Origin of the sequence: Bacteroides caecimuris (assembly GCF_001688725.2) — a bacterium.
Taxonomy (GTDB): domain Bacteria; phylum Bacteroidota; class Bacteroidia; order Bacteroidales; family Bacteroidaceae; genus Bacteroides; species Bacteroides caecimuris.
This window is the reverse complement of the sequence record NZ_CP015401.2, coordinates 4,624,921-4,649,432: the sequence shown is the minus strand read 5'-3', so window position 1 is coordinate 4,649,432 and position 24,512 is coordinate 4,624,921. Positions and strand designations below refer to the sequence as shown.

Annotated in this window: 19 protein-coding genes; 3 read left to right on the top strand and 16 right to left on the bottom strand. The window is 44.5% G+C overall.

The features are described from left to right. Window positions 1-134: 134 nt before the first annotated feature. Window positions 135-1,826 carry a transposase gene (locus A4V03_RS19870; RefSeq protein WP_065537976.1) on the bottom strand — a complete coding sequence of 564 codons (1,692 nt, stop codon included), beginning with the start codon at window positions 1,824-1,826 and terminating at the stop codon, window positions 135-137. Between the two features lie 213 nt (window positions 1,827-2,039). Here A4V03_RS19870 and A4V03_RS19865 point away from each other — a divergent pair, with 213 nt between their 5' ends. Beyond that, on the top strand, window positions 2,040-4,430 hold the full coding sequence (locus A4V03_RS19865) for a TonB-dependent receptor (protein WP_065540099.1): 2,391 nt from the start codon (window positions 2,040-2,042) through the stop codon (window positions 4,428-4,430). 82 nt (window positions 4,431-4,512) lie between these two features. Further along, window positions 4,513-6,702 carry an alpha-galactosidase gene (locus A4V03_RS19860; RefSeq protein WP_065540098.1) on the top strand — a complete coding sequence of 730 codons (2,190 nt, stop codon included), beginning with the start codon at window positions 4,513-4,515 and terminating at the stop codon, window positions 6,700-6,702. 108 nt (window positions 6,703-6,810) lie between these two features. Here A4V03_RS19860 and A4V03_RS19855 read toward each other — a convergent pair whose 3' ends face one another. The 9 genes from A4V03_RS19855 to rimP all read right to left on the bottom strand — a co-directional run bounded on the left by A4V03_RS19855 (window position 6,811) and on the right by rimP (window position 18,048). Continuing rightward, entirely contained in the window at window positions 6,811-7,137 is a 327-nt protein-coding gene (locus tag A4V03_RS19855; protein ID WP_004315412.1) for a heavy metal-binding domain-containing protein, read from the bottom strand. Window positions 7,138-7,416: 279 nt separating this feature from the next. Further along, window positions 7,417-8,628 carry an aminotransferase class V-fold PLP-dependent enzyme gene (locus A4V03_RS19850; RefSeq protein WP_065540097.1) on the bottom strand — a complete coding sequence of 404 codons (1,212 nt, stop codon included), beginning with the start codon at window positions 8,626-8,628 and terminating at the stop codon, window positions 7,417-7,419. A 19-nt stretch (window positions 8,629-8,647) separates the two neighbouring features. Further along, the gene (gene sufD, locus A4V03_RS19845; protein ID WP_065540096.1) at window positions 8,648-9,991 is read right to left on the bottom strand and encodes a Fe-S cluster assembly protein SufD; all 1,344 of its coding nucleotides are present in this window, start codon (window positions 9,989-9,991) and stop codon (window positions 8,648-8,650) included. A 13-nt stretch (window positions 9,992-10,004) separates the two neighbouring features. After that, entirely contained in the window at window positions 10,005-10,757 is a 753-nt protein-coding gene (sufC, locus tag A4V03_RS19840) for a Fe-S cluster assembly ATPase SufC (RefSeq protein ID WP_004307398.1), read from the bottom strand. A gap of 114 nt (window positions 10,758-10,871) precedes the next feature. Beyond that, window positions 10,872-12,374 (bottom strand): Fe-S cluster assembly protein SufB, encoded by a 1,503-nt coding sequence (gene sufB, locus A4V03_RS19835; RefSeq protein ID WP_369882192.1) that lies wholly within the window; start codon window positions 12,372-12,374, stop codon window positions 10,872-10,874. Continuing rightward, window positions 12,352-12,882: a CvpA family protein gene (locus A4V03_RS19830; RefSeq protein WP_065540095.1), complete on the bottom strand. Its 531-nt coding sequence runs from the start codon at window positions 12,880-12,882 to the stop codon at window positions 12,352-12,354. Before A4V03_RS19830 ends, sufB begins: the two co-directional genes overlap by 23 nt. Before the next feature lie 211 nt (window positions 12,883-13,093). Continuing rightward, on the bottom strand, window positions 13,094-16,183 hold the full coding sequence (gene infB / locus A4V03_RS19825) for a translation initiation factor IF-2 (RefSeq protein WP_065540094.1): 3,090 nt from the start codon (window positions 16,181-16,183) through the stop codon (window positions 13,094-13,096). A gap of 111 nt (window positions 16,184-16,294) precedes the next feature. Continuing rightward, on the bottom strand, window positions 16,295-17,578 hold the full coding sequence (nusA, locus tag A4V03_RS19820; RefSeq protein ID WP_065540093.1) for a transcription termination factor NusA: 1,284 nt from the start codon (window positions 17,576-17,578) through the stop codon (window positions 16,295-16,297). Window positions 17,579-17,580: 2 nt separating this feature from the next. Then, window positions 17,581-18,048, bottom strand: coding sequence for a ribosome assembly cofactor RimP (rimP, locus tag A4V03_RS19815; RefSeq protein ID WP_065540092.1), 468 nt, complete (start codon window positions 18,046-18,048; stop codon window positions 17,581-17,583). 172 nt (window positions 18,049-18,220) lie between these two features. Between rimP and A4V03_RS19810 the strand changes: the two genes are divergently transcribed. Next, a complete protein-coding gene (locus A4V03_RS19810) occupies window positions 18,221-18,619 on the top strand; it encodes a hypothetical protein (protein ID WP_065540091.1) in 399 nt (132 codons plus the stop codon). Window positions 18,620-18,674: 55 nt separating this feature from the next. Here A4V03_RS19810 and A4V03_RS19805 read toward each other — a convergent pair whose 3' ends face one another. From A4V03_RS19805 to A4V03_RS19780, 6 genes are all read right to left on the bottom strand, one after another. Next, on the bottom strand, window positions 18,675-19,373 hold the full coding sequence (locus A4V03_RS19805; RefSeq protein WP_065540090.1) for a YgjP family zinc-dependent metalloprotease: 699 nt from the start codon (window positions 19,371-19,373) through the stop codon (window positions 18,675-18,677). A 234-nt stretch (window positions 19,374-19,607) separates the two neighbouring features. After that, window positions 19,608-20,087, bottom strand: coding sequence for a hypothetical protein (locus A4V03_RS19800; protein WP_065540089.1), 480 nt, complete (start codon window positions 20,085-20,087; stop codon window positions 19,608-19,610). Beyond that, window positions 20,077-20,586, bottom strand: a complete 510-nt coding sequence (locus A4V03_RS19795) for an RNA polymerase sigma factor (RefSeq protein WP_065540088.1) — start codon at window positions 20,584-20,586, stop codon at window positions 20,077-20,079. Before A4V03_RS19795 ends, A4V03_RS19800 begins: the two co-directional genes overlap by 11 nt. Window positions 20,587-20,647: 61 nt before the next feature. After that, a complete protein-coding gene (gene argB / locus A4V03_RS19790; protein WP_065540518.1) occupies window positions 20,648-21,421 on the bottom strand; it encodes an acetylglutamate kinase in 774 nt (257 codons plus the stop codon). Between the two features lie 56 nt (window positions 21,422-21,477). Further along, the gene (gene speA, locus A4V03_RS19785) at window positions 21,478-23,370 is read right to left on the bottom strand and encodes a biosynthetic arginine decarboxylase (protein WP_065540087.1); all 1,893 of its coding nucleotides are present in this window, start codon (window positions 23,368-23,370) and stop codon (window positions 21,478-21,480) included. A 69-nt stretch (window positions 23,371-23,439) separates the two neighbouring features. Further along, on the bottom strand, window positions 23,440-24,510 hold the full coding sequence (locus tag A4V03_RS19780) for a hypothetical protein (protein WP_065540086.1): 1,071 nt from the start codon (window positions 24,508-24,510) through the stop codon (window positions 23,440-23,442). Between the last annotated feature and the right edge of the window lie 2 nt (window positions 24,511-24,512).

The following is a 24,512-nucleotide window of genomic DNA, read 5'->3' as shown; positions in this document are numbered from 1 at the left end:
AGACTATCTGGTGGAATTTGTTTTTCAATTGAAAGAATAAATTCTCTCATGATAATCGGTTTTAGAAGCTTAAAATGCACTTTAAAATGTGGTTATTACCTATATTCGTAAGGATGTGCACCTCGGCAAGTCTTTTATCGGAGTGCGGCAAGCAGTGCGGGTACACCTTTGAGACTTATAGCACGACGTAGGTTATAGGATAGACAGAGCAATCCCATCTCTGCACCTACTTTTGCAAAACCTTTTAGTAAAAAATAGTAGTATCCGAGCGTTCTTTTAATTGTCCCGAACGGATGTTCCGACAAACATTTGCGATTATCCATTTTCTTTTGGTCAAGATGTAGCACATAGCGTACCACCTTTTTCATAACGGTTATTCTTGTTGGTTTCAGATTCGCATTGCCGTCATTTGCTGCATCTTGTTTCCTTCGGGTATCAGCAACCTTTATTAGATCATCCTTACTAAAGTCCGCTTCCTTGAACTTGGATATGGTACACTTGCATTTGCATTTCTTGCAGGCCAACTTGTTGCAGTAACGTATATTGCCGTTTCGTTTAATGGATTTCTGTCTAAGAATCTCACCTTGCGGACAATAGACAAGGTTACGTTCGGCATCCCTAACGAAGAAGCCTTCAAGAGCTTTGGCACGCATTTGTTCGGAAGTCATGTCCAGCACTGCTGAATCGGATGTCGGCAATGTACGCTTTTTTACCTCAACAATTTCCATATCAGTTAAGATTCCGTTGTAGACATCGGGAATTACTCCGGCTTGAAGACATGCCTTCAAGTCCTCGGGGTTGGTACTAACTTTCTGTTCATCGGTTATGGTGTTTCCAATGTACTCAAACTCAACCTGCTCGGTGCAGCCACCGTCACGCCGGATGACATTGGGTACAATGCCCGATGCAAGTGCGTCGGTATGGTCTTCGGGGCATTCATAGCCCTTGTCTGCTGTAGTCTCAAGGATGTCAATCCCATAGTCTTTTTTCACATCTGTAGCTACGTTTGTTATTTGGCCATGGTCAGTAGGACTGTTAGTGACCCGGAAGCCGGCAATCATGTGGCTGTCCGCGTCAACAGCCGTCTGCATGTTATAGCCTACGCAGAAACCTTCATTCGCTTTCATCAGTCTTGCATCCGGGTCAGTAAGCGATATCTGTTTTTCATTAGACTCCTCTAATGTAGTGCGGTATGCTTCGTAACGGGCTTTGCGTTCTTTACAGACATTCAGTTTGTGCTCAAGTTCTTCTCTGGAAAGTTTGCGACCTTCTTCCCGATCGCATGAGTCAAGCTCTTCCATGTATAAAGTGATATGTTCATCCAAACGTTTGATACGGTCGTCAAGTTTGTTGAGCGTAAAATTGTTATCCTTGGCATTTACAGCCTTGAACTTGCTTCCGTCAATAGATATGTATGACTTGGAGAAGAGCTTCAACCCCATGCAGAACTTATTGAACTCCTTGAATACTTTAGTTATGCTATCCTTATTATCCTTGCGAAAATCGGAAATGGTGCGAAAATCAGGATATAATTTGCCCAGTAGCCACATCACCTCCACGTTGCATTTGCACTCACGGGCCAACTTGCGCGATGAACGCACTTGGTAAAAGTAACCATAAATATACAGTTTTAACAGGTCACGAGGGTCGTACCCGGGACTTCCCGTGGCTTTGGGAATGTTCCGTATAAACTCTAACTTGCCCATATCCAAACTATCAACGAATGCATCAAACAAACGAACCGGAGCATCCTCCTCAACATAGTCGTCTATGCAATCGGGGAAAAGTACTTTCTGTTGTCGTTCTTCACCTTTCTTATATGCCATAACTCTGTTTCTTAGCTTAGGTAAAGATAAGAAAAATGAATGAGAAGCATGAATATCTAATGTTAAACCATGCTACAAACAGGGGCTATTGCGGAGGGACAACGACAAACCTCTGTTTAAAGAGGAGTTCTCGGACAGTCTCCCCCTATCTTTGCCTTCGTCAAAAAGACACAATCGACGTGAACTTCCAAAATCTTAAAATAAATACAAGTGATGAAAAAAGTAACCTTTAGTTGCCTTGCTCTAGCAATCCTCTTGCAACTGATTCCCTCCAACGGGAATGCAGCGAACATTCAGGATCAAAAGAAAAAGACAAACCGCACCGCAATGAAGCAGGATACGATTCCTGCCAATCCCTCAAAAGCACCTGCCACCTCCGCTAAAAAAGAAGCGGAAGAAGGCGAACGCAATGTAATGCTGAATGCTTCCGACGCCAACAAACCCCGCGAGATTCAAATCGGGCTTCCCAGCGAGGACGTTAATGTATATGAGAATGGGCTTCCTGCCGTATATTCCTCGGCCGTTCACAAGCTAGCCGCCCATTGGCGCAGCGACAGCAGTCTGGGAGAAGTGGGACTTTTATCTCCTTCCGAGTCCGCCATCACCACCGGTAACATCGCTTACTCCGTCAACTCCTTCAGCAAACTGGGACAAAAAGATTTCCAAGGTATCTTCAACTACCGGACCAACCATTTCGGGATGCAGAACTTCGATTTCAATGTTTCAGGAGCTATCAACGACCATTGGCTCTACACCGCAAGCATCTACCAGAACTTCGATCCGGGAAGCTTCGACCTCAAATTTACAAACTACACAGACCGCACCGAGATCTATCATGCCGGCCTGACCCGCCTCTTCAACAACGGACGGGGAAAAATATCCCTGCTCTACAAACATTCTCGCAGTGAGAACCCGGGCAGTTATGCCAACGCGGCTCCCTTTATCTATGTCGGCGACGGCTCGGTGAAAGAGATAGAAGGCTTCAAACTGGGAACGAATTCGTATGTCCCGCAAAGCGGTTCTTTTGAATACATGGATGTGAAAGACGGGAAAATGAAAACATGGAATTTAGGCGATGGCTCGGAAAACCGTGCCAATGAAATAGCACTGATTGCCGATTATCGTTTCCAAAACGACCTGCTGTGGAAATTCAACCTGAAATATATGGATGCCCCACGTGCCAACTATGTGGATTTCGGAGGCAGCACCATCAGCGAAGTAACTGCCGACGCTGGTTTTACATTATCCAACGGCCATCCGTATGAAGGACTGGCAGAAGGCCGCCGCACCTGGCTGCACGTAGGTAAAGTGAAAAACTTCCTGATTACTTCGGAACTAAACAAGACTTTCGGCAACCATGATTTGCGCTTGGGATTGAACGAATGGTATTATCATCTTGACTACCACTCCTCTTCTCTGCAATGGATGGCTACCGTAGAGAACTATCCGCAACTGCTCACTTCCACCGCAGCAAGTTCCCTGGACCCCACACTGACCGGTCAACGCGTGCAGACATACGGCTACAACGAGCTTAGCCCCGAATATACAATGGGATATGAAAACAAACTCGCCCTCTACCTTACAGACAACTGGCAGGTAACTCCCCAATTTAATATCTACTATGGCGGACGCCTCGAATATTACCGGATGAGCGCCGACCAGATATCCACTTCCCGTTTCCCGAACTTCCACATCGGCGACTTTACCACTTATCATAAAGAAAAAGAAACAGGAAATATCATCGCCACCCCGCACAGTGTTCATCCTGCCAAAGTGGTAAAAGACAAACTGAACTATGCCGCCACGCTCCGCGCCACTTACAGCGTAACCCGGCAATTCGGACTGACTACCGACGGAACAGTAGCCACCCGCTTCCCCCGTATCAACGAATACGCTGGAACAGGTCCTACGGAAGAACAATACAAACGGGTCACCATACCGTTGATCCGTGGCGGTCTGTTCTACAAGAACCATTGGATGAACCTCACCTCTATGGTGACCTATATCTCTAAATCCAATAACATCGACCAGCAAAACCTCACGAAACCGGGAACAGAAGAAGGAAAGACCGTATTGCTTATCTATAATATCAAAACACTGGGATGGACCACCTCTGCCGAGATCGACCCGTTCAAAAGTTTCCATCTGCATGCTCTGTTCACGTATCAGAAGCCTGTTTACAAGAACTATAACGCAAGTGTCACTTTCAACGATGGCTCGGAAATGTCTGTCAATGCCAACGGAATGATTGTAAAAGAGATCCCGCAGATCCTTGTCGAACTCGACCCAAGCTACAACATCACAAAAGACTTACGCCTCTGGCTTAGTTTCCGCTATTTCGGCAAGACGTACGCCAATCTTCAGGAAGCGCTCTACTTCAACGGCCGCTGGGAAACGTTCGGAGGAATCAACTGGAACGTAAACAAACACCTGTCTCTGGGGGCAACAGTCATCAACTTCCTGAATCAGAAAGGAGCCAGCGGAACCATCAACGGTTCGGAACTGATTACGAAAGAAGAAGCTGCTCAGTACGCCGGAAATTATATGAGTGGAAATTATTTACGCCCATTCACCGTAGAATTTAGCGCAAGCATCAAATTCTAGTTCATACCAAACGAATTATAATTATCTTTGTGGCATTATATGCCCACAAACTAACTAATACCTAATTAATTTTAAAAAAAACATGAAGAAACTTTTCGTATTACTTACGGCATTGTTTACCCTGGCACAAGTGAACGCCCAGGAAAAGAACGTCATCCGCATCGCAACGGACAACACCGACTTAATTCTCCAAGTAGCTCCCAACGGACGACTTTATCAGGCTTATCTGGGCGATAAGTTACTGAACGAGAAAGACATCTACAACTTTTCTCCATACGTGAGAGGTGGAAGTGACGGAAGCGTATCTACCCGTGGATGGGAAGTATATCCGGGCTCCGGCGCCGAGGATTATTTTGAACCGGCTGTAGCAATCACACACAATGACGGAAACCCAAGCACGATTCTCCGTTATGTATCTTCCGAGCAAAAAGCAGTGGCAGGCGGCACGAAAACGACTATCCAACTAAAAGACGATCAGTACCCGGTGGAAGTCACGCTGCATTACATCGCTTATCCGAAAGAAAACGTCATCAAGACGTGGAGTGAAATCAAACATGCTGAAAAGAAGCCTGTCACCATCTGGCGTTATGCTTCGACCATGCTTTATTTCTCGGGAAACGAGTATTATCTGACTGAATTCAGCAGCGACTGGGCTAAAGAAGCACAAATGAGCACACAACCTCTATTGTTCGGCAAAAAGGTGATCGACACCAAACTGGGAAGCCGTGCCGCCATGCATACCCACCCGTTCTTCGAACTTGGTTTTGAACAACCGGCACAGGAAACACAAGGACGTGCCATGCTAGGGACGATCGGATGGACAGGCAACTTCCAGTTTACCTTTGAAGTGGACAACGTAGGCAATCTCCGCGTTATCCCCGCCATCAACCCGTATGCATCTGATTATGAGCTAAAACCGAACGAAGTATTTACCACTCCCGAATTCATCTTTACTTTCAGCAACAACGGTACGGGCGAAGCCAGCCGCAACCTCCACGCATGGGCACGCAACTACCAACTGAAAGACGGACAAGGCGACCGCATGACTTTATTGAACAACTGGGAAAATACGTACTTCAAATTCGATGAGAAACTGCTTGCCGAACTGATGAAAGAAGCCAAACATCTCGGTGTAGACATGTTCTTGTTGGATGATGGCTGGTTCGGCAACAAGCATCCGCGCAACAGCGACAATGCCGGACTGGGTGACTGGGAAGTGATGAAATCCAAACTGCCGGGCGGTATTCCCGCACTCGTGAAGTCTGCCAAAGAAGCCGGAGTAAAATTCGGTATCTGGATCGAACCGGAGATGATAAACCCCAAAAGTGAATTGTTCGAGAAGCATCCTGACTGGGCTATCACTCTGCCCAACCGCGAAACATACTATTACCGTAACCAACTGGTGCTTGACCTTAGCAATCCGAAAGTACAGGATTTTGTGTTTGGCGTAGTGGATAACATCCTGACAGCGAACCCGGAAGTGGCTTTCTTTAAATGGGACTGTAACTCTCCCATCACCAATATTTATTCTCCCTATTTGAAGAATAAACAAGGACAACTTTATATCGACCACATACGTGGTATATATAATGTATTGGAACGTATCAAAGACAAATATCCGAACGTACCGATGATGCTTTGCTCCGGCGGTGGCGCCCGTTGCGACTACGAGGCATTGAAATACTTCACAGAATTCTGGTGCAGCGATAATACAGACCCGATAGAGCGCCTGTTTATCCAATGGGGATTCTCACAGATTTTCCCTGCAAAAGCAATGGATGCCCACGTAACCAGCTGGAACAAAAAGACAAGCGTGAAATTCCGTACCGATGTAGCAAGTATGTGTAAACTGGGCTTCGACCTCGGACTGAAAGAACTGAATGCGGACGAACAGACTTTTTGCCAAAACGCAGTTGCCAACTGGACACGTCTGAAGAAAGTGATTCTGGATGGTGAGCAGTACAGACTGGTTTCTCCATACGATGGTAATCACATGTCTGTCATGTACGCCGCACCGGATAAGAACAAAGCAGTGCTTTATACCTACGATATCCACCCACGTTTCAGCGAGAAGCTGCTCCCGATTAAACTTCAGGGACTGGATGCGAGGAAAATGTATAAGGTGAAAGAAATCAACTTGATGCCGAACTCTAAATCGAATCTTGCTGCCAATGAGAAGACTTATTCAGGAGATTATCTGATGAAAGTGGGAATCAATGCTTTCACTACCAATCAGGCTTTCAGCCGTGTGATTGAGCTGACTGCCGAATAATATTCACCACAGAAGTACGGAGGACACAGCGTTTTATACCATTGATACTAAACAAAGTATATGCGCTGCGTCTTCCGTGTTCTCTGTAGTAAAAAAAACAATAATCAATTAATCCTCTTCAATCTTTACGGCTGTGCCGTTAGCAGTCACCATCAGCATACTGCCACTACCTCCAACTGTCTCATAATCCAAATCAACACCTATCACGGCATTAGCTCCCATTTGAGCTGCTTGTGCCTCCATTTCCTTCAACGCTGTATCTTTTGCCATACGCAGCACTTCTTCATAAGAACCGGAACGACCACCCACAATATCCCGAATACTTGCAAACAAGTCGCGGAATACATTGGCACCTATGATTGTCTCTCCAGAAACTATTCCATAATATTTCACTATTCGTTTTCCCTCAATGATGGGAGTGGTTGTCATCAGCATAGTTTTTTCTTTATTAGTTATATGTATTTAGTTAGACGCAAGTCCCCCTAAAAAAGTTGCAGCTACACCGTAATTTCTTACGATATAGCTGCGATTGATGTTAAAGAGAGAGAATTTATATAATATGAGCATGGTCTCACGACCCTCCTAATATTCTATGAATATTTTGTTACTTTACCTATTAGACGCACCAAAGCTCAAATCACTGCACTTAAAGGCATCTTTTTTAGTTAAAGAATAAAAAAAGCCGCCATTCCACAGGAATAGCAGCTTATATTGTTAGAACATCTTGCTGACGCGTTCAATTCCCGCCACCAATGTATCTATTTCCGATTTCGTATTGTACATGGCAAACGAAGCCCGTACAGTTCCTTCTATACCGAGACGTTGCATGAGAGGTTGTGCACAATGATGTCCCGTCCTCACAGCAATACCCAAACGATCCAACAACGTTCCGAGGTCGAAATGATGAATATCTCCTACCAGGAAGGAGATGACCGCCCCCCGTTCGGCTGCTTCACCGAATATACGCATCCGGGGAATCTCTTTCAGCCGTTGCAAAGCGTAAGTTGTCAGTTCATGCTCATGGGCGGCTATCTGCTCAAGTCCATATCCATTCACGTAATCAAGGGCTTTTGCCAGTCCGGTAGTTCCAACGTAGTCGGGCGTACCGGCTTCAAACTTGAAAGGAAGTTCGTTGAAAGTGGTCTTCTCAAAAGAGACATGCTGAATCATCTCCCCTCCTCCCTGATAAGGCGGAAGGCGGTCTAACCACTCTTCTTTTCCATAAAGCACTCCGACACCTGTCGGACCGTATATTTTATGGGCAGAGAACACCAAAAAATCGGCATCCAACTCCTGTACGTCCACTTTCATGTGAGGGATAGACTGTGCAGCGTCTATCAAACAAGGTACGCCGTGCGCATGAGCCGTTGCAATCATTTCTTTCACCGGATTTACCGTACCCAGCACATTCGAAACATGAACCACACTGACTATTTTCGTTCGTTCGGAAAATAGTTTTTCGTATTCATCCAACAAGAGTTCACCTTTGTCATTCATTGGAATCACTTTGATGGCAATTCCTTTGCGGGCAGCCAACAGTTGCCAGGGAACGATGTTACTGTGATGTTCCATCACGGAAAGAATCACTTCATCCCCCTCTTCCATAAATTCGTCGCCAAAACTGGAAACAAGCAGGTTGATGCTTTCCGTCGTTCCGCGGGTGAAGACAACTTCGTTCGTGCTACGAGCATTGATAAACTGACGCACCGTTTCACGGGAAGCCTCATGCAATTCCGTAGCTTGTTGCGAAAGATAATGCACACCACGATGCACATTGGCATTGACAGAGTAATATTCATCCACCAACGCATCAACTACCAAACGGGGTTTCTGCGTCGTCGCACCGTTGTCGAAATAAACCAAAGGTTTACCGTAAACCGTACGGTTCAATATCGGAAAATCCTCACGTATCTTTTGAATATCCACGTTTATTAATTATTAGTGGTTACTTACAAATGGCACAGCCCTGACATCTGTTCAGCTCGCCACGGAAACGTTTCTCTACCAATAGATGCAGGCGGTCTTTCAGTGCCTCCAAACGGATGGTATCAATCACTTCATTGACAAATGCGAACATCAATAACAAACGGGCTTCTTTCTCCGCAATACCTCGTGAACGCATATAGAATAATGCCCCCTCATCCAACTGGCCTACCGTTGCTCCATGCGAACATTTCACATCATCCGCGTAAATCTCCAATTGGGGTTGTGTGTACATTCTTGCATCACGCGTAGCACAAAGATTCCGGTTAGTCTGCTGGGAGTTCGTATGTTGCGCATCGGGACGCACCAGTACCAGTCCGGCAAACGCACCTACCGACTGATCGTCGAGTACGTACTTGAACAGTTCATTGCTGGTGCAGTTCGGTACGGCATGGTCAATGCTTGTATGATTGTCTACATGCTGGTTCTTATCGGCAATTGCCATGCCACAGAGGTTTATCTCGGCTCCTTCTCCTGCCAACAATACTTCAGTGGTGTTGCGGGTAGTACCATTATGCAAAGTCATTCCATTCAACAATACATTGCTGTTTGCCTCCTGCTTTACATACAGGTTGCTGATACGAACGGTGCTTGTATGTGTTTCTTCCAATTCATACATATCGAATACCGTGTTCTCACCTGCAAATACTTCAATCACTTGTGTTGCCAGGAAGTTCACGTTATCCATTGCATGGTCACAAATCAGCAGACGGGCTTGCGCGCCATCCTCCAAGATGATCAGTACACGACGGTTCACCATGAAGTTGACATCTGCACGTAGGATATTTACCAGCTGGATCGGTTTTTCTACCACTACATTCTTCGGCACATAAAATACAACACCGTCTTGCGCAAAAGCGGTATTGAAAGCAGTCACCCCATCTTTGGAAGTATCTGCCAACTGACCGTAATACTTCTTCACCAATTCCGGATGCTGCCCCGCCACTTCTTTCAGGCTGCCGAAAATCACACCCTCCGGCAGATTGACTTTAGGAAGTACTCTATTATAAAATGCGTCATTTACCACAAAATAGAGGGCGGTACTCATATTCGGCACATCGCACTTAAACACTTCATACGGATTGACTGGAATAGCCAGACGATTCAAGTTTAAACCATAATCCGGTTCAAAATACTTGCTCACATCCGTATATTTGTACTTCTCCATCTTACGGGTCGGAAATCCGAGCCGCTCAAAATCGGCAAATGCAGCTGCACGAGGCACATTTAGCACTTCGACGCTATGCTTGCAGATCATTGCTTCCGTCTGTGAGAAGAGGTCTATATATTGTTGTTCAACTATCATAACTTATTATTTGTTATTCTCCTACTTCTTTCTTGATCCAATCATATCCTTTTTCTTCCAGTTCCAGCGCAAGTTCCGGTCCGGCTGTTTTTACGATACGACCTTTATAAAGGACATGCACAATATCAGGTTTGATATAATCGAGCAAACGTTGGTAGTGAGTAATAACGATCGTGCTTGTTTCAGGAGTTTTCAGTTTGTTCACTCCCTCCGCAACAATACGGAGCGCATCAATATCCAAACCGGAGTCTGTCTCATCAAGGATGCTCAACCGCGGTTCCAACATAGCCATCTGGAAGATCTCATTCCGTTTCTTTTCACCACCCGAAAAGCCTTCATTCACCGAGCGGTTAGCCAACTTATTATCCAGCTCTACTACCGCACGTTTCTCACGCATCAGTTTCAGAAACTCACTGGCTGTCAGCGCAGGCAGACCTTTATATTTGCGTTGCTCATTCACAGCAGCACGCATAAAGTTGACCATGCTCACACCCGGAATCTCTACCGGATACTGGAAACTAAGAAAGATTCCTTCATGGCTACGATCTTCAGGACTCAACTCCAACAGGTTCTTTCCATAAAACGTGACCGAACCTTTTGTTACCTCAAAAGCCGGATTTCCCACCAATACGGAAGAAAGCGTACTTTTACCGGAGCCATTCGGCCCCATAATAGCGTGCACCTCACCGGGATTCACCGTCAGGTTAATACCCTTCAATATCTCTTTGCCATTAATGCTGGCATGCAGGTCTTTTATTTCTAACATGATTATATGTACTATTTTTCCATTTACTATTTACTATTAAAGCCCCATACTACCGACAATTTACCACCATAAGCGCGCAGCCAAATAGTAAATCGTAAATTGCCAACTAGTAAATCACCCCACACTTCCTTCCAACGAGATAGTAAGCAGCTTCTGTGCTTCTACCGCAAATTCCATCGGAAGTTTATTCAATACTTCTTTTGCATATCCGTTCACAATAAGTCCGATAGCGTCTTCTGTCGGAATACCGCGCTGGTTGCAATAGAATATCTGGTCTTCACTGATCTTGCTCGTTGTGGCTTCATGTTCCACCACTGCCGTTTCATTGTGAATATCCATATAAGGGAAAGTATGCGCACCGCATTTATCTCCCAACAAGAGAGAATCACACTGGCTATAATTACGGGCATTATCCGCTTTCTCCGCCACACGTACCAACCCACGATAGGAGTTCTCACTATGTCCGGCGGAAATTCCTTTACTTACAATCGTACTGCGGGTGTTCTTGCCCAGATGGATCATTTTCGTTCCGGTATCAGCCTGCTGACAGTTGTTCGTTACAGCTACGGAATAGAATTCAGCGGTCGAGTTATCGCCCGTCAGAATACAGGAAGGGTATTTCCAAGTGATTGCCGAACCGGTTTCCACTTGTGTCCAGGATAATTTACTATCCACTCCCTTGCAGTTACCGCGTTTAGTCACAAAGTTGTATACACCGCCCTTACCTTCTGCATCGCCCGGATACCAGTTCTGAACAGTGCTATATTTTACCTCTGCACGGTCGTGCACGATTATCTCAACGATAGCGGCATGCAACTGATTTTCATCCCGCATCGGCGCCGTACATCCTTCCAGATAAGAAACATACGAATCGTCGTCCGCCACAATTAGCGTACGTTCAAACTGCCCCGTGTTACGGGCATTGATACGGAAATAAGTGGAAAGTTCCATCGGACAACGTACTCCTTTCGGAATATACACAAAAGAGCCGTCGGAAAAGACAGCGGAGTTCAATGCGGCAAAGAAATTATCCCGGTAACCTACCACCGAGCCCATATATTTCTTCACCAAATCGGGATGTTCCCGCACGGCTTCACTGAACGAGCAGAAGATAATCCCTTTCTCCATCAACGTTTCCTTGAAAGTTGTCTTTACGGAAACGGAGTCCATAACGGCATCCACCGCCATTCCGCTAAGAGCCATCTGTTCCTCCAAAGGAATACCCAGCTTATTAAACGTCTTTATCAATTCAGGATCGACTTCCTCCATGCTCTTCGGTCCTTCTTTCTTCTTCGTCGGATCGGCATAATAAGAAATCGCCTGATAGTCAATTTCAGGGATACGGAGATGTGCCCAAGTCGGCATCTCCAGCGTCAGCCAGTGGCGATACGCTTTCAAGCGAAACTCCAGTAACCACTCCGGTTCGTCTTTCTTCGATGAAATCAGACGAATGACATCTTCATTAAGCCCACGCTCAATGATGTCTGTATGCACCTCTGTGGTGAAGCCGTATTTATATTTCTCCTCCGCAAATTTCCGGACAAACTCATTAACAGTCTTCTTTTCGAGTTCGTCTTTCTGATTGGGTTTCATTTTATTGGGTTCTTCTTGTTGCATCTTTATTCTCTAATATATATTGTTGCGTCATATTCTTCGCAGCAGGAAAAAAAATCCCCGCAAACGTTTCCATCGGATAATATAACAAAGATTCTTCCTTTTTTGTTGCACTAATTAACTTATTATCGCTATCTACAAACTCTATCGCTCCGATCACTACACTTGTTAACAACAGAAACTTAAGTGCTCCCAGTCCACTTCCTAACCAGCGGTTCAGCCAGTTCAGCGAGATCGCCTGCATTGCTTTTGTCAATAACGAAGCTATCAGTACAAAGATCAACGGCACGGCAATCCAGATCATGATAAAAGCCAACACCTGCGCAACTGTCATCGAATCCGTCACTGTCGGGCAAAGTTTCGCCGCCAAAGAGACATACAAAGCTTTCGCCGCCAGCAGCCCGACTATTAACCCCAAAATAGAAGCCAACTGACGGATAAAGCCTTTTACAAAGCCTACCACCGCTCCGGCACCTATTACAATCAGGATAATGATATCAATCGTTGCCACGTTGTGATTTATGATTTGTGATTTATAATTTATGTTCCTGTGATTTATGATTTATGATCTATGATTTATATTTCTGTCAGGTGATAAAACAATAAAGTGGTAAGGTGGTGTCCCATATAAAATAGTACCACATTACCACCCATCTATTGTTTCAACCATTACTTCACGAATGGCCTTATACCCTTATAATTCATAAATCATAACTCATAAATCATAAAGTCTGTTTCACTTCTATTTCTTCGAATGTCTCGATCATATCGCCTACCTTCATGTCGTTGCAGTTCACCAGACTGATACCACACTCGAAGTTTGTACCGACTTCCTTCACATCGTCCTTGAAGCGTTTCAATGCGTTGATGTTTCCGGTAAAGATTACAATACCATCGCGGATCAAACGAGCCTTGTCGCTTCGTTTCACCTTTCCGGTCTTCACCATTGCACCGGCTACCAAACCCACCTTCGTGATGTTGAATACTTCGCGGATTTCGATAGTTGCCGTGATTTGTTCCTTCAATTCCGGAGCCAACATACCTTCCATAGCAGACTTCACCTCTTCGATTGCATCGTAGATGACAGAGTACTTACGGATGTCGACACCTTCCTGTTCAGCCATTTTAGCGGCAGCACCTGAAGGACGTACCTGGAATCCGACGATAATCGCATCCGAAGCGGCAGCCAGAGAAACATCCGATTCGGAAATTGCTCCCACACCCTTATGGATGACATTTACCTGGATTTGTTCCGTAGACAATTTGATCAACGAGTCGCTCAATGCCTCAACAGAACCGTCCACGTCACCCTTAACGATGATATTCAATTCCTGGAAGTTACCCAAAGCAATACGACGGCCCAACTCATCCAACGTAAGGATCTTCTGTGTACGCAAGCCCTGTTCACGAGCCAACTGCTCACGTTTGTTGGTGATTTCACGAGCTTCCTGATCGGTTTCAACCACGTGGAATGTATCACCTGCAGCAGGTGCACCGTTCAATCCCAATACCAAAGCCGGTTCGGAAGGTCCTGCTTCCTTGATACGTTGGTTACGCTCGTTGAACATAGCCTTCACACGTCCGTAACTAGTTCCTGCCAGTATGATGTCTCCCACTTTCAGAGTACCGTTAGATACCAATACAGTAGCTACATATCCACGTCCCTTATCCAATGAAGATTCGATGATAGACCCCGTAGCATTCCGGTTCGGGTTTGCTTTCAGTTCAAGCATTTCCGCTTCGAGCAATACTTTTTCCAGCAAATCTTCCACACCTATACCTTTCTTGGCAGAGATATCTTGCGACTGATATTTACCTCCCCATTCTTCAACAAGGAAATTCATGGCAGCCAGTTCTTCTTTAATTTTATCCGGATTTGCCGTCGGTTTATCTACCTTATTGATTGCAAACACAATAGGTACACCGGCAGCCACCGCGTGATTGATCGCTTCTTTCGTCTGCGGCATCACATTATCATCGGCAGCCACGATAATGATGGCTATATCCGTTACTTTCGCACCACGTGCACGCATAGCGGTAAACGCTTCGTGACCCGGAGTATCAAGGAACGTAATGCGGCGTCCGTCTTCCAGTTTCACATTGTATGCACCAATATGTTGTGTAATACCTCCGGCCTCACCGGCAATTACATTCGCCTTACGGATATAGTCGAGCAAAGATGTCTTACCGTGGTCAACGTGTCCCATCACTGTAACAATCGGAGCGCGCGGTTGCAAATCTTCCGGAGCATCTTCTTCTTCAACGATAGCTTGTGCCACTTCTGCACTTACATATTCTGTCTTGAATCCGAACTCTTCTGCCACCAGATTGATTGTTTCCGCATCCAGACGCTGGTTGATGGAAACCATGATACCAATACTCATACAAGTACCGATAACCTGATTAACAGATATATCCATCATCGTTGCCAATTCGTTAGCCGTAACGAACTCGGTCAACTTCAATACCTTGCTGTCTGCCATTTCCTGATCTTCCAGTTCCTGCATACGGTTGGAAGCCATTTCACGTTTTTCTTTACGGTATTTGGACGCCTTGTTCTTACCTTTGGTTGTCAGACGCGCAAGAGTTTCTTTTACCTGTTTTGCTACGTCTTCCTCGCTCACTTCCTGTTTGATAACCGGCTTCTTGAAGCGCTCCTTATTATTGTTGTTATTTCTTCTGTTATTATTTCCTTGTCCGCCCTGGCCGTTGTTATTGCCATTACCGCCTTTACCTTGTATATTAGGTCTCGGTGCAGCAAAGTTGGAAGTCGCAACATTATTAACGTCTACCTTTTCTTTGTTGATACGGTTACGTTTTTTCTTAGCAGCATCTGCGTTCTCTTTTGAACCGTTCTTCACCAACTTAGAATCATCCTTACGGATCTCTTTGATGATGGCTTCCTTCATCAATTTCTTCTGGTCCTGACGGATCTTCTCTTTCTCTTCACGTTCGCGACGCTTCTCCTCCTTCGATTTCTTCTTCGGACGAGTAGACTGGTTCAATGCAGCCAAGTCGATCTGACCGATCACATTGATCTTCGCGCCTAATTCCGGTTGACGGATTTTGAAAACGCCATCATCCTCCGGTGCTTTTTCGGCTACCGGGGTTACTTCAGCCTGTGCGGTTTCCACCTTTTTTTCTTCTTTATGTTCTTCCGCCTTCACAGGTACAGTTTCTACTACCTTCGGCTCTTCTTTTTTCACTTCTTCTACTACTTTTTCAACTTCTACCGGCTTCGTCTCCACTACAGGTTCCGGCATTACTACGGGCTCAGCTACCACTGGAGTAGGATCTACTACAGAAACAGGAGGTGTCACCACCTCTTCTTTCTTCACCTCGGATTCTCCCTTCTCGAGCTCCTTTTTTACTTCGGGTTTAACGACGGGCCGTTCTACAACAGGTACTTCTTGTTTCTGTTCCGGCTCTTTCTCCACCTTTTCAGTTTTACGACCATTCAGTTTATCCAAATCAATTTTTCCGACAGGTTTAAACTTCGGACGTGCATCCTCAGGTACGACTGTCTTAATCACATCTTCCGACTTCTGTTTCTCCGGCTGCTTTTCGAAGCCTTCAATCGAAACAGACGCCTTATTACGTTCCTTATTCTGACGTTCCTGTATGAAACGCTCCGATTCAAGTCTAAGGTTCTTATCTGTACTAAACTCTTTTACGAGTATAGCGTATTGCTCCTCGCTAATTTTTGTATTAGGATTAGCCTCTACGGTATGCCCTTTCTTTTGCAGGAACTCAACTACCGTCGCGATTCCTACGTTCAAATCTCTTGTAACTTTGTTTAACCTTATCGTCATATTTTAAAATTAATGAATAAATGGAGCTTGTTAAATTGAAAATTGAGAATTGAAAACTAAAAAATAAAAGTCTGCAGCATTATATTGCATCGCCACTTTTACTCTTCAATTTCAATCTTTATTCTCAATGGAAGGTTCTTCTTCTTCAAACTCCGATTTCAAAATGCGTATTACCTCGTCCACTGTCTCTTCTTCCAAGTCCGTCTTTTCAATCAACATCTCACGAGGAGCATTCAACACAGCCTTCGCTGTATCGATGCCGATAGCCTTGATGGCGTCGATTACCCATCCGTCGATTTCGTCTCTGAACTCATCAAGATAGATATCTTCATCCGCTACACTCTCATCCAACTCACGGAACACGTCGATAGTGTACTCAGTTAACATACTGGCCAGTTTGATATTCAAACCGCCTTTACCGATAGCCAGCGAAACTTCTTCCGGTTTGAGGAAAACCTCTGCTTTCTTCTCTTCCTCATTCAGACGGATAGAAGAAATCTTGGCCGGGCTTAAAGCGCGCTGTATAAACAATGAGATGTTCGATGTGTAATTGATTACATCGATGTTCTCATTGCGAAGTTCACGAACAATGCCATGAATACGACTTCCCTTTACACCTACACAGGCTCCTACAGGGTCGATTCTGTCATCGTAAGATTCTACCGCAATCTTGGCACGTTCGCCAGGGATACGGGCAATCTTCTTGATGGTAATCAAACCATCATTAATTTCGGGTACTTCCATCTCGAACAAACGTTGCAGGAAAACGGGAGAAGTACGTGACAAGATAATCTTAGGATTATTATTCTTGTTATCCACGCGGGCAACTACTGCACGGGCCGTTTCACCTTTGCGATAGAAATCACTCGGGATCTGTTCGGTCTTAGGCAATAGCAACTCGTTTCCTTCATCATCTAAGAGTAACATTTCTTTCTTCCAGATCTGATACACTTCTGCGTTGATGATTGTACCTACCTTATCTATATATTTATTATAAATACTGTCTTTCTCAAGTTCCAGAATTTTGGAAGCCAATGTCTGGCGGAGATTCAGGATAGCACGACGTCCGAATTTGGCAAAGATCACTTCGTCAGTCACCTCTTCACCTTCTTCGTAGGAAGCATCGATCTTCTGTGCTTCGCTCAACGAAATCTGCATATTCGGGTTAGTCAAATCTTCATCGGCCACAACTTCACGGTTACGCCAGATCTCGAAGTCCCCCTTGTCCGGGTTCACGATCACATCGTAATTTTCATCGGTGCCAAACATTTTCGCGATTACGCTACGGAACGACTCTTCGAGTACGCTAACCATCGTCGTTCTATCGATATTTTTCAGTTCCTTAAATTCCGAAAATGTATCAATCAAGCTGATTGTTTCTTCTTTTTTGGCCATAACTATTTAAAGCTAATTAAGTATTTAGTATATTTTATTTGCTCATAAGTGAAGGGTTCGTCCTCTTCTACCAGTTTCGGACGTTTGGCTCCCTCTAGTTTTACTTTCTTTTGCACGGTTACCGTAAACTTCTCTTCGTCGGCATCTTTCAGTATACCGGCCAGTTTTCGTCCGTCCGTAGTCAATACTTCCACCTCTTGTCCGATGTGGATATAATACTGTTGCAGCACTTTGAAGGGTTGTCCGATACCGGCCGACCCAACTTCCAGTTCATAATCTTCCTCTTCACGGTTCAGTTTCGACTCTATGTAGCGGCTAAGCTCCACACAATCTTCAATCCAAACACCTTCTGCATGGTCTATTTCGACCACAATTTTGTCATCCGGGCTGACGGTTACCTCTACTAAAAAGTAGTCTTTTCCTTCCAGCCATTCTTCTACAATCTGACAAACAGTTTTCTTTTCTATCATTTATTAGCTATATAAGAACAAAAAAAGGAGCTTAATTGCCCCTCCACCTTTCATCCGTTTCCGGTTGCAAAGATATAAATAATCTGTTCGACTACAAAACATTAAAGAAAAAAAGTATGAATTAACAGTGCTATATTCGTATCTTTACGCCGCAATTTAAAAAATAACGACTATGGCACATCGTCTCAACACTAATAAACAGTTTATGGTAGGTAACGGCATTCTTGCTTTTGCCGTCATTTTTGTCGTGGTTATTTTCGTATACATGAGTATGCGGCTACAACGGGAAAAGCAGGAAGAACGTCATTTCATTGAAAGTTACACAATCAGTCTGGTAAAAGGTTTTGCCGGAGATTCGATTTCTTTGTTTGTCAACGATAGTCTCATTTCGAATAAAGCCATATCAGAAGAGCCTTACACAGTAGAAGTAGGACGTTTTGCAGAACAAAGCGCTTTATTGATCGTAGACAATAACACAGAATTAGTCTCTACGTTTGACCTTAGCGAAAAAGGAGGAACTTATCAGTTTGAAAAAGAATCGGACGGGATTAAACAATTAGCCAAACAATAAAGACATATCCCCCTATTACGTATCATAACGAACCATCATCAGAAATGTATAAGATTTAGATTTCCGTACGGTACTTTCTCAATTCTCCCCGCAAGGCCAATGCTTTTCCTTCTGTAAATTGATTGAGCAACGCCCAGAACCGTTCGCTATGATTCATCTCACGGGTATGACATAATTCGTGCAACAACACGTAGTCTATCAAATGAGAAGGCAGTAAAACCAGATAATAGGATAAATTAATAGCTTTTCGTGCCGAACAACTCCCCCATCTGCCCTGGCTGGAGTTTATTTTCACACTCGAATAAGGCAATCCGCATTGCTTGGACAAGAAGGCCAAACGTGAAGGCAGAATACTTTTGGCATTTCGTCTCAACGATTCTTCAATAACCTTATGCAACCAGCTTTGCAGTTTCTCATCTGTAAAATCGGCACGAGGCGGACAAACAATCTCCATCACCCCCAGACGGGAATTAGCCAGAAACTGATCTTTCTCGCCGGACACCAAGGACAGTTTAAAATGTTCCGCATCAATCTTATAATTCAAATCAATCAACGGGCGAGTGATTTGTTGCCGGGAAGCTAGAAGTTTTCCACGCAGGTTCTCGATGGCCTGTTTCACTTCTTTCAATGTAGTGCCGGGAGGAACTGAAACATAAACAGCATCACTCTTCGTACGAAACACAAGATTTCTCGCACGTGAATTGACACGTACCACCAAACGCCCTAACTCATCATCTTCTATAGTCTTATCCATTATAATCCTCCTATCAACAGCCACAAAAGTAATAAAAAAGAAGATTTTAATGAAAAACTTCATCGAAGATGCAACTAAAAACATAAAAGGGCTACTGCATCGCGCGGTAGCCCATTTATTTAGTTAGTTTCATTATAAAAATTTGAGAGAATTGAAAACTTCACAGTTTCGCTTTCATTGTTGTTTTAATTAAGCACACTAACTATATTATATGTTTAAAGCAAATGAAAATGTCTATTCGTTTATAACTTGCACCTTGTGGTTGATCTTCGCCAGGCTATCCGCCAGGACCTGTTCCGCTTTCACATCATTTGAGATAGCGACCGACGGTGCAGTTACTTGTTTACCAATGGTATCCGTTGCCAATACACTTCCATCATCTCCAGAGAAAGAATGTTGTGCCACATTCCCCAAAGAAAGGATGATTGCAATTACGGCAGCGGCCTTGAACAAAGGAATAAAACGACCGGTCAGTGTCAAACGTTTCGCTTTTACTACCGTAGGCTCCACCTCTGCCAGAATACGTGCGTCAAAGTCTTCGCCCAGTCCTACTTCCTGCTGAACCTGCTGATAAACAAACAGGTTTTTATAGCGAAGCAAATGAGCCGGAACTTCTTCCTTTACGAAGAAGTCGCGCAATGTTGCTTCCTCCTCAACGGAAGTTTCGCATTGCCAGTATCGCTCGAGGAGCTGTTCTATATCCTTATAATCCATATTCGTCAATTTCTAGATACCTTTGTTTTACTTTTTGCCTGGCTCTGAAGAGATTCACTTTGACTTGCTCCTCTGTCAGATTCAGCAAAGTTGCAATTTTTTTATAGCTTTCACCTTCAATATCCCTCAGTTGCATGATAAGCCGCTGTTTTTCGGGAAGTTCGTTTACCAGTCTATTAATGATGTTCATTCTTTCATCATGAATCATCTGGTCATACGGACTGTTTGCATCAGGTGCTTCCTCCATTTCGGGAGTGAGTTCCACATGTTGAGCTTCTTTCTTTTGACTCCGGTCTATCGCCAAGTTCTTTGCCACTGTCAGGCAATAGGCTTCAACCGATTCAAATTGAGACCACTCATCACGCTTGTTCCACACTCTTATCATGGTGTCCTGAACGACATCCTCGGCTTCTACCCTATCCAAGGTGATTCTGAGAGCCAATCGAAAGAGTTTATCCTTCAACGGCAAAATATCGTTTCGGAAGCTGATTTCTTGCATCTCTATAATAATGACGGGCTAGGACATGAAAAGTTACAGTCGCCCACTACTTTTTTTTGAATTATTTTCTTATTCTCGTTCCTCCAGAGTCGTTAATTGCTGACGCTAAGGTGATTACCACTTCAGAAACTCCTGCATTTATTGCTTCAAAAGAATTCTCCAATTTGGGAATCATACCTCCTTGAATAACGCCATCGGCTACATATTGTTCAAATTCGGCACGAGTGATTTGAGGAATCACACTGTCGTCATCATTCTCGTCACGCAACACGCCTTTTTTCTCGAAGCAATACACCAACGTCACATCAAACAGAGCCGCCAACGCCTTTGCTGTTTCCCCGGCAATGGTATCTGCATTCGTATTCAGCATATTGCCATGACCGTCGTGCGTCAATGGAGCCATCACCGGAACAACGCCTTTATGTATCAAATCCGACAACAAAGTGGCATCCACCTGTTCCACATCCCCCACGAAACCGTAGTCTACGTCTTTCACCGGACGTTTCACCGAACGGATTACATTCATATCCGCCCCGGTCAATCCGAGCGCATTGATTCCGCGTGCTTGCAGACCTGCCACAATGTTTTTATTCACCAATCCGCCGTACACCATCGTTACGACTTTCAATGTTTCGGCATCAGTAATCCGACGACCATTTACCATTTTGCTTTCAATACCCAGCTGTGCGGCAATTTTTGTTGCCGAACGACCACCGCCATGAACCAACACTTTATGTCCGTCGATAGCGGCAAAGTCATTTAACAACTGAAGAAGGGTGGCTTCCTCTTCTACGATTTTGCCACCCACCTTAATAACTGTTAGTTTTTCTCTCATTACTTGATTTCTAATAAGTTCACCGAATAGAAAATCCGGTTCCGGCACCTTGCCGGTTATTCCAAATAAGTATATCCGTAAAGCCCCGAACGATAGTTGGAAAGGAATTCTTTTCCTTCTTCCAAAGAAATCTTTCCTTCTTTCACCGATTTCGTCACCCAAGTTTCGAGCGTACGTACCAGCTTCTTCGGATTATACTGCACATAGTCCAATACCTCCGCTACCGTTTCTCCGTCGATAATCTGTTCGATATTATATCCTTTCTCGTTCACCGCAACATGCACGGCATTCGTATCACCGAACAAATTATGCATATCTCCTAAAATCTCCTGATAAGCTCCCACCAGGAATACAGCCACATAATAAGGTTCTGTTTTCTTCAGTGCATGTACAGGCAGATAATGAGCCACGTTACGGGTAGAGATAAAGTTGGCAATTTTACCATCCGAGTCGCAGGTAATATCTTGTAAAGTAGCCGAACGCTCCGGTTTTTCATCCAATCGCTGAATAGGCATAATCGGGAATATCTGGTCAATCGCCCAAGAGTCAGGAAGTGACTGAAAGAGCGAGAAGTTACAGAAATATTTATCTGCAAGCAGTTTGGACAGTCCGCGGAATTCATCGGGCGCATGCTTCAAACCGCCGGCAATCTGATTAATCTCACGTGTAATAGACCAATACAGGCGTTCGATTTGTGCACGGGTTTTCAGATCCACGATTCCATGACTGAACAAGTCCAGCGCTTCCTCCCTGATCTGCTGCGCATCATGCCATGCTTCCAACATCTTGTTCTGATTCAACGAATCCCAGATTCCATATAACTCCTGCACCAATTCGTGTGCATCCGGAGTAATTTCCTCCTCGTCATCCCATTCGGGTAAAGTAGCGGTTTCAAGAACTTCAAAGATAAGAACAGAATGGTGAGCCGTCAATGCACGTCCACTTTCCGTTATGATATTCGGGTGCGGGATACCATTTTTATCGCTCACGTCTACCAGCGTAGAGATAGAGTCGTTTACATATTCCTGAATGGAATAGTTTACGCTACCTTCGCTATTGGACGAACGGGTTCCGTCATAATCCACTCCCAATCCACCGCCAATATCAACAAACTCCACCTTAAAGCCCATTGAATGGAGCTGCACGTAGAATTGTGAAGCCTCACGCAAAGCCGTTTTGATACGACGGATCTTCGTCACCTGACTACCGATATGGAAATGAATCAGCTTCAGACAATCTTTCAAGCCTTTACTCTCCAGGAAGTCGAGTGCTTCGAGAAGTTCGCTGGAAGTCAAGCCGAACTTGCTGGCATCTCCTCCCGACTCTTCCCACTTTCCGCTACCGGAAGAAGCGAGCTTGATACGTATACCGATGTTAGGCTGCACATTCAGCTGCTTTGCCATTTTTGCTATCAGCTTTAGCTCATTCAACTTCTCCACAACCAGAAAGATACGTTTACCCATCTTTTGGGCAAGCAGAGCCAGTTCAATATAACTTTCGTCCTTATATCCGTTGCAAACAATCAATGAGTCAGAATCCGTATTGACCGCAATCACCGCATGGAGTTCCGGTTTAGATCCGGCTTCCAATCCGAGATTGAACTTCTTTCCGTGGCTGATAATCTCTTCTACCACAGGGCGCATCTGGTTGACTTTAATCGGATAGATTATAAAATTCTGGGCTTTATAACCATACTCCTCGGCTGCCTGCTTAAAGCAGGACGACATCTTTTCAATACGGTTGTCCAAAATATCCGGGAAACGCACCAGCATGGGAGATGCCACATCACGCAATTGTAACTCATCGACCAGTTCTTTCAAATCAACGGATACTCCATCTTTACGAGGTGTAACAACGACATGACCTTTGTCATTAATACCAAAGTACGAGGTACCCCAACCTGTGATGTTGTAGAGTTCCTCAGAATCTTCAATACGCCACTTTCTCATTTTCTGTTATTCAGTATTTTTAGTAAATAATTGGACGGCAAAAATACGGATTAATCTACATGTTGGCAATTAATTGGACATTAATTGTTTCAAACGGTCCATATAACCATGATTTCCGTTGCGGGCGTCATAGCGAAGTGCCAGCTCTTCCGCCTGCTGATAGAAATAATTGCGAAGCTCGCTGATCTGATAAATTCCATTCGGACGATAAAGAGGAAATTCCTCCGGCAACGACAAAGAGACTTCCGGACGGGTCTCATACTTCAAGGCCTCTACCATATCGCAAGAGAAACGATATTTTTTCAATGTATTCGTACGCAAGCTCCACCCGATACACCGCTCGGCATACTCCCAGCCTCTTTCCGGCTTCGTCATCATATAATAAGCAATGAATAATCCTAAGTAGAGCAAAAGATATTCATCCTTTTCTCTTCCCTGCAATGCTTCTTCGGCACGTGCACACATATCGGCGGCAACCTCCGGTCTGCCAGCTTTCTGTGCATAGTAAGAGAGCTTCAAGTAAGCCCGCAAATTGGCTTCATAACAGGTGACCTGCTTATTAATCAATGGCTGCGCCCGGCTGTAAGCCTCATCAAACTGCCCTGTTTCCAAATAATAATCCAGCATAAAATTCAGTTCGCAAGCCTCACACGACTGACCGTCTATCTTTTCATTCAGCATCTTATCAATGTATTCTTTAGCCTTGTTATACTGGCGCATCCAAACACATTCCACAGACCAGCGGTGATAATAACTCCGCAAAGAATATCCATTCCGGAGAATACGGGTTTTATAATCCTCACCGATCGCTTTCACCTGTTCCATCGGGATTTCCGGCAGATCGAACGTACAACCCCAGATCCATTTATATTTCCACAACAAGTCATCTTCTTTGATTACATCCTTGTGATTCTCGTAATCATCCAGGATTTTAGAGAACACGGTAATCTCTTCCGCATCTGCCGAAAGAAGATTCAGTTCATAGATAAGATCCAGTCTCAACTCCGTAGCCCATTCCACATCTTCGTTCTCATCAGCAATGCGGATAGCTTCTTTCAATAGATTCGCTTTTTCACGCGGATGGAGACTGTCATTCTGTGTCTGCAACAGCAGTTTCTGGATTTCAAGTGTGTATCTCATAC

What these genes read in the sequence shown, in the direction of transcription:
- A4V03_RS19810 (WP_065540091.1), top strand. Translation starts at nt 18,221, where the DNA reads ATGGCACATCGTCTCAACACTAATAAACAGTTTATGGTAGGTAACGGC.
- speA (WP_065540087.1), bottom strand. Translation starts at nt 23,370, where the DNA reads ATGAGAAAGTGGCGTATTGAAGATTCTGAGGAACTCTACAACATCACA.
- A4V03_RS19795 (WP_065540088.1), bottom strand. Translation starts at nt 20,586, where the DNA reads ATGCAAGAAATCAGCTTCCGAAACGATATTTTGCCGTTGAAGGATAAA.
- A4V03_RS19865 (WP_065540099.1), top strand. Translation starts at nt 2,040, where the DNA reads ATGAAAAAAGTAACCTTTAGTTGCCTTGCTCTAGCAATCCTCTTGCAA.
- A4V03_RS19855 (WP_004315412.1), bottom strand. Translation starts at nt 7,137, where the DNA reads ATGCTGATGACAACCACTCCCATCATTGAGGGAAAACGAATAGTGAAA.
- rimP (WP_065540092.1), bottom strand. Translation starts at nt 18,048, where the DNA reads ATGATAGAAAAGAAAACTGTTTGTCAGATTGTAGAAGAATGGCTGGAA.
- A4V03_RS19860 (WP_065540098.1), top strand. Translation starts at nt 4,513, where the DNA reads ATGAAGAAACTTTTCGTATTACTTACGGCATTGTTTACCCTGGCACAA.
- A4V03_RS19805 (WP_065540090.1), bottom strand. Translation starts at nt 19,373, where the DNA reads ATGGATAAGACTATAGAAGATGATGAGTTAGGGCGTTTGGTGGTACGT.
- sufB (WP_369882192.1), bottom strand. Translation starts at nt 12,374, where the DNA reads ATGCAACAAGAAGAACCCAATAAAATGAAACCCAATCAGAAAGACGAA.
- A4V03_RS19780 (WP_065540086.1), bottom strand. Translation starts at nt 24,510, where the DNA reads ATGAGATACACACTTGAAATCCAGAAACTGCTGTTGCAGACACAGAAT.
- infB (WP_065540094.1), bottom strand. Translation starts at nt 16,183, where the DNA reads ATGACGATAAGGTTAAACAAAGTTACAAGAGATTTGAACGTAGGAATC.
- A4V03_RS19800 (WP_065540089.1), bottom strand. Translation starts at nt 20,087, where the DNA reads ATGGATTATAAGGATATAGAACAGCTCCTCGAGCGATACTGGCAATGC.
- argB (WP_065540518.1), bottom strand. Translation starts at nt 21,421, where the DNA reads ATGAGAGAAAAACTAACAGTTATTAAGGTGGGTGGCAAAATCGTAGAA.
- nusA (WP_065540093.1), bottom strand. Translation starts at nt 17,578, where the DNA reads ATGGCCAAAAAAGAAGAAACAATCAGCTTGATTGATACATTTTCGGAA.
- A4V03_RS19870 (WP_065537976.1), bottom strand. Translation starts at nt 1,826, where the DNA reads ATGGCATATAAGAAAGGTGAAGAACGACAACAGAAAGTACTTTTCCCC.
- sufC (WP_004307398.1), bottom strand. Translation starts at nt 10,757, where the DNA reads ATGTTAGAAATAAAAGACCTGCATGCCAGCATTAATGGCAAAGAGATA.
- sufD (WP_065540096.1), bottom strand. Translation starts at nt 9,991, where the DNA reads ATGATAGTTGAACAACAATATATAGACCTCTTCTCACAGACGGAAGCA.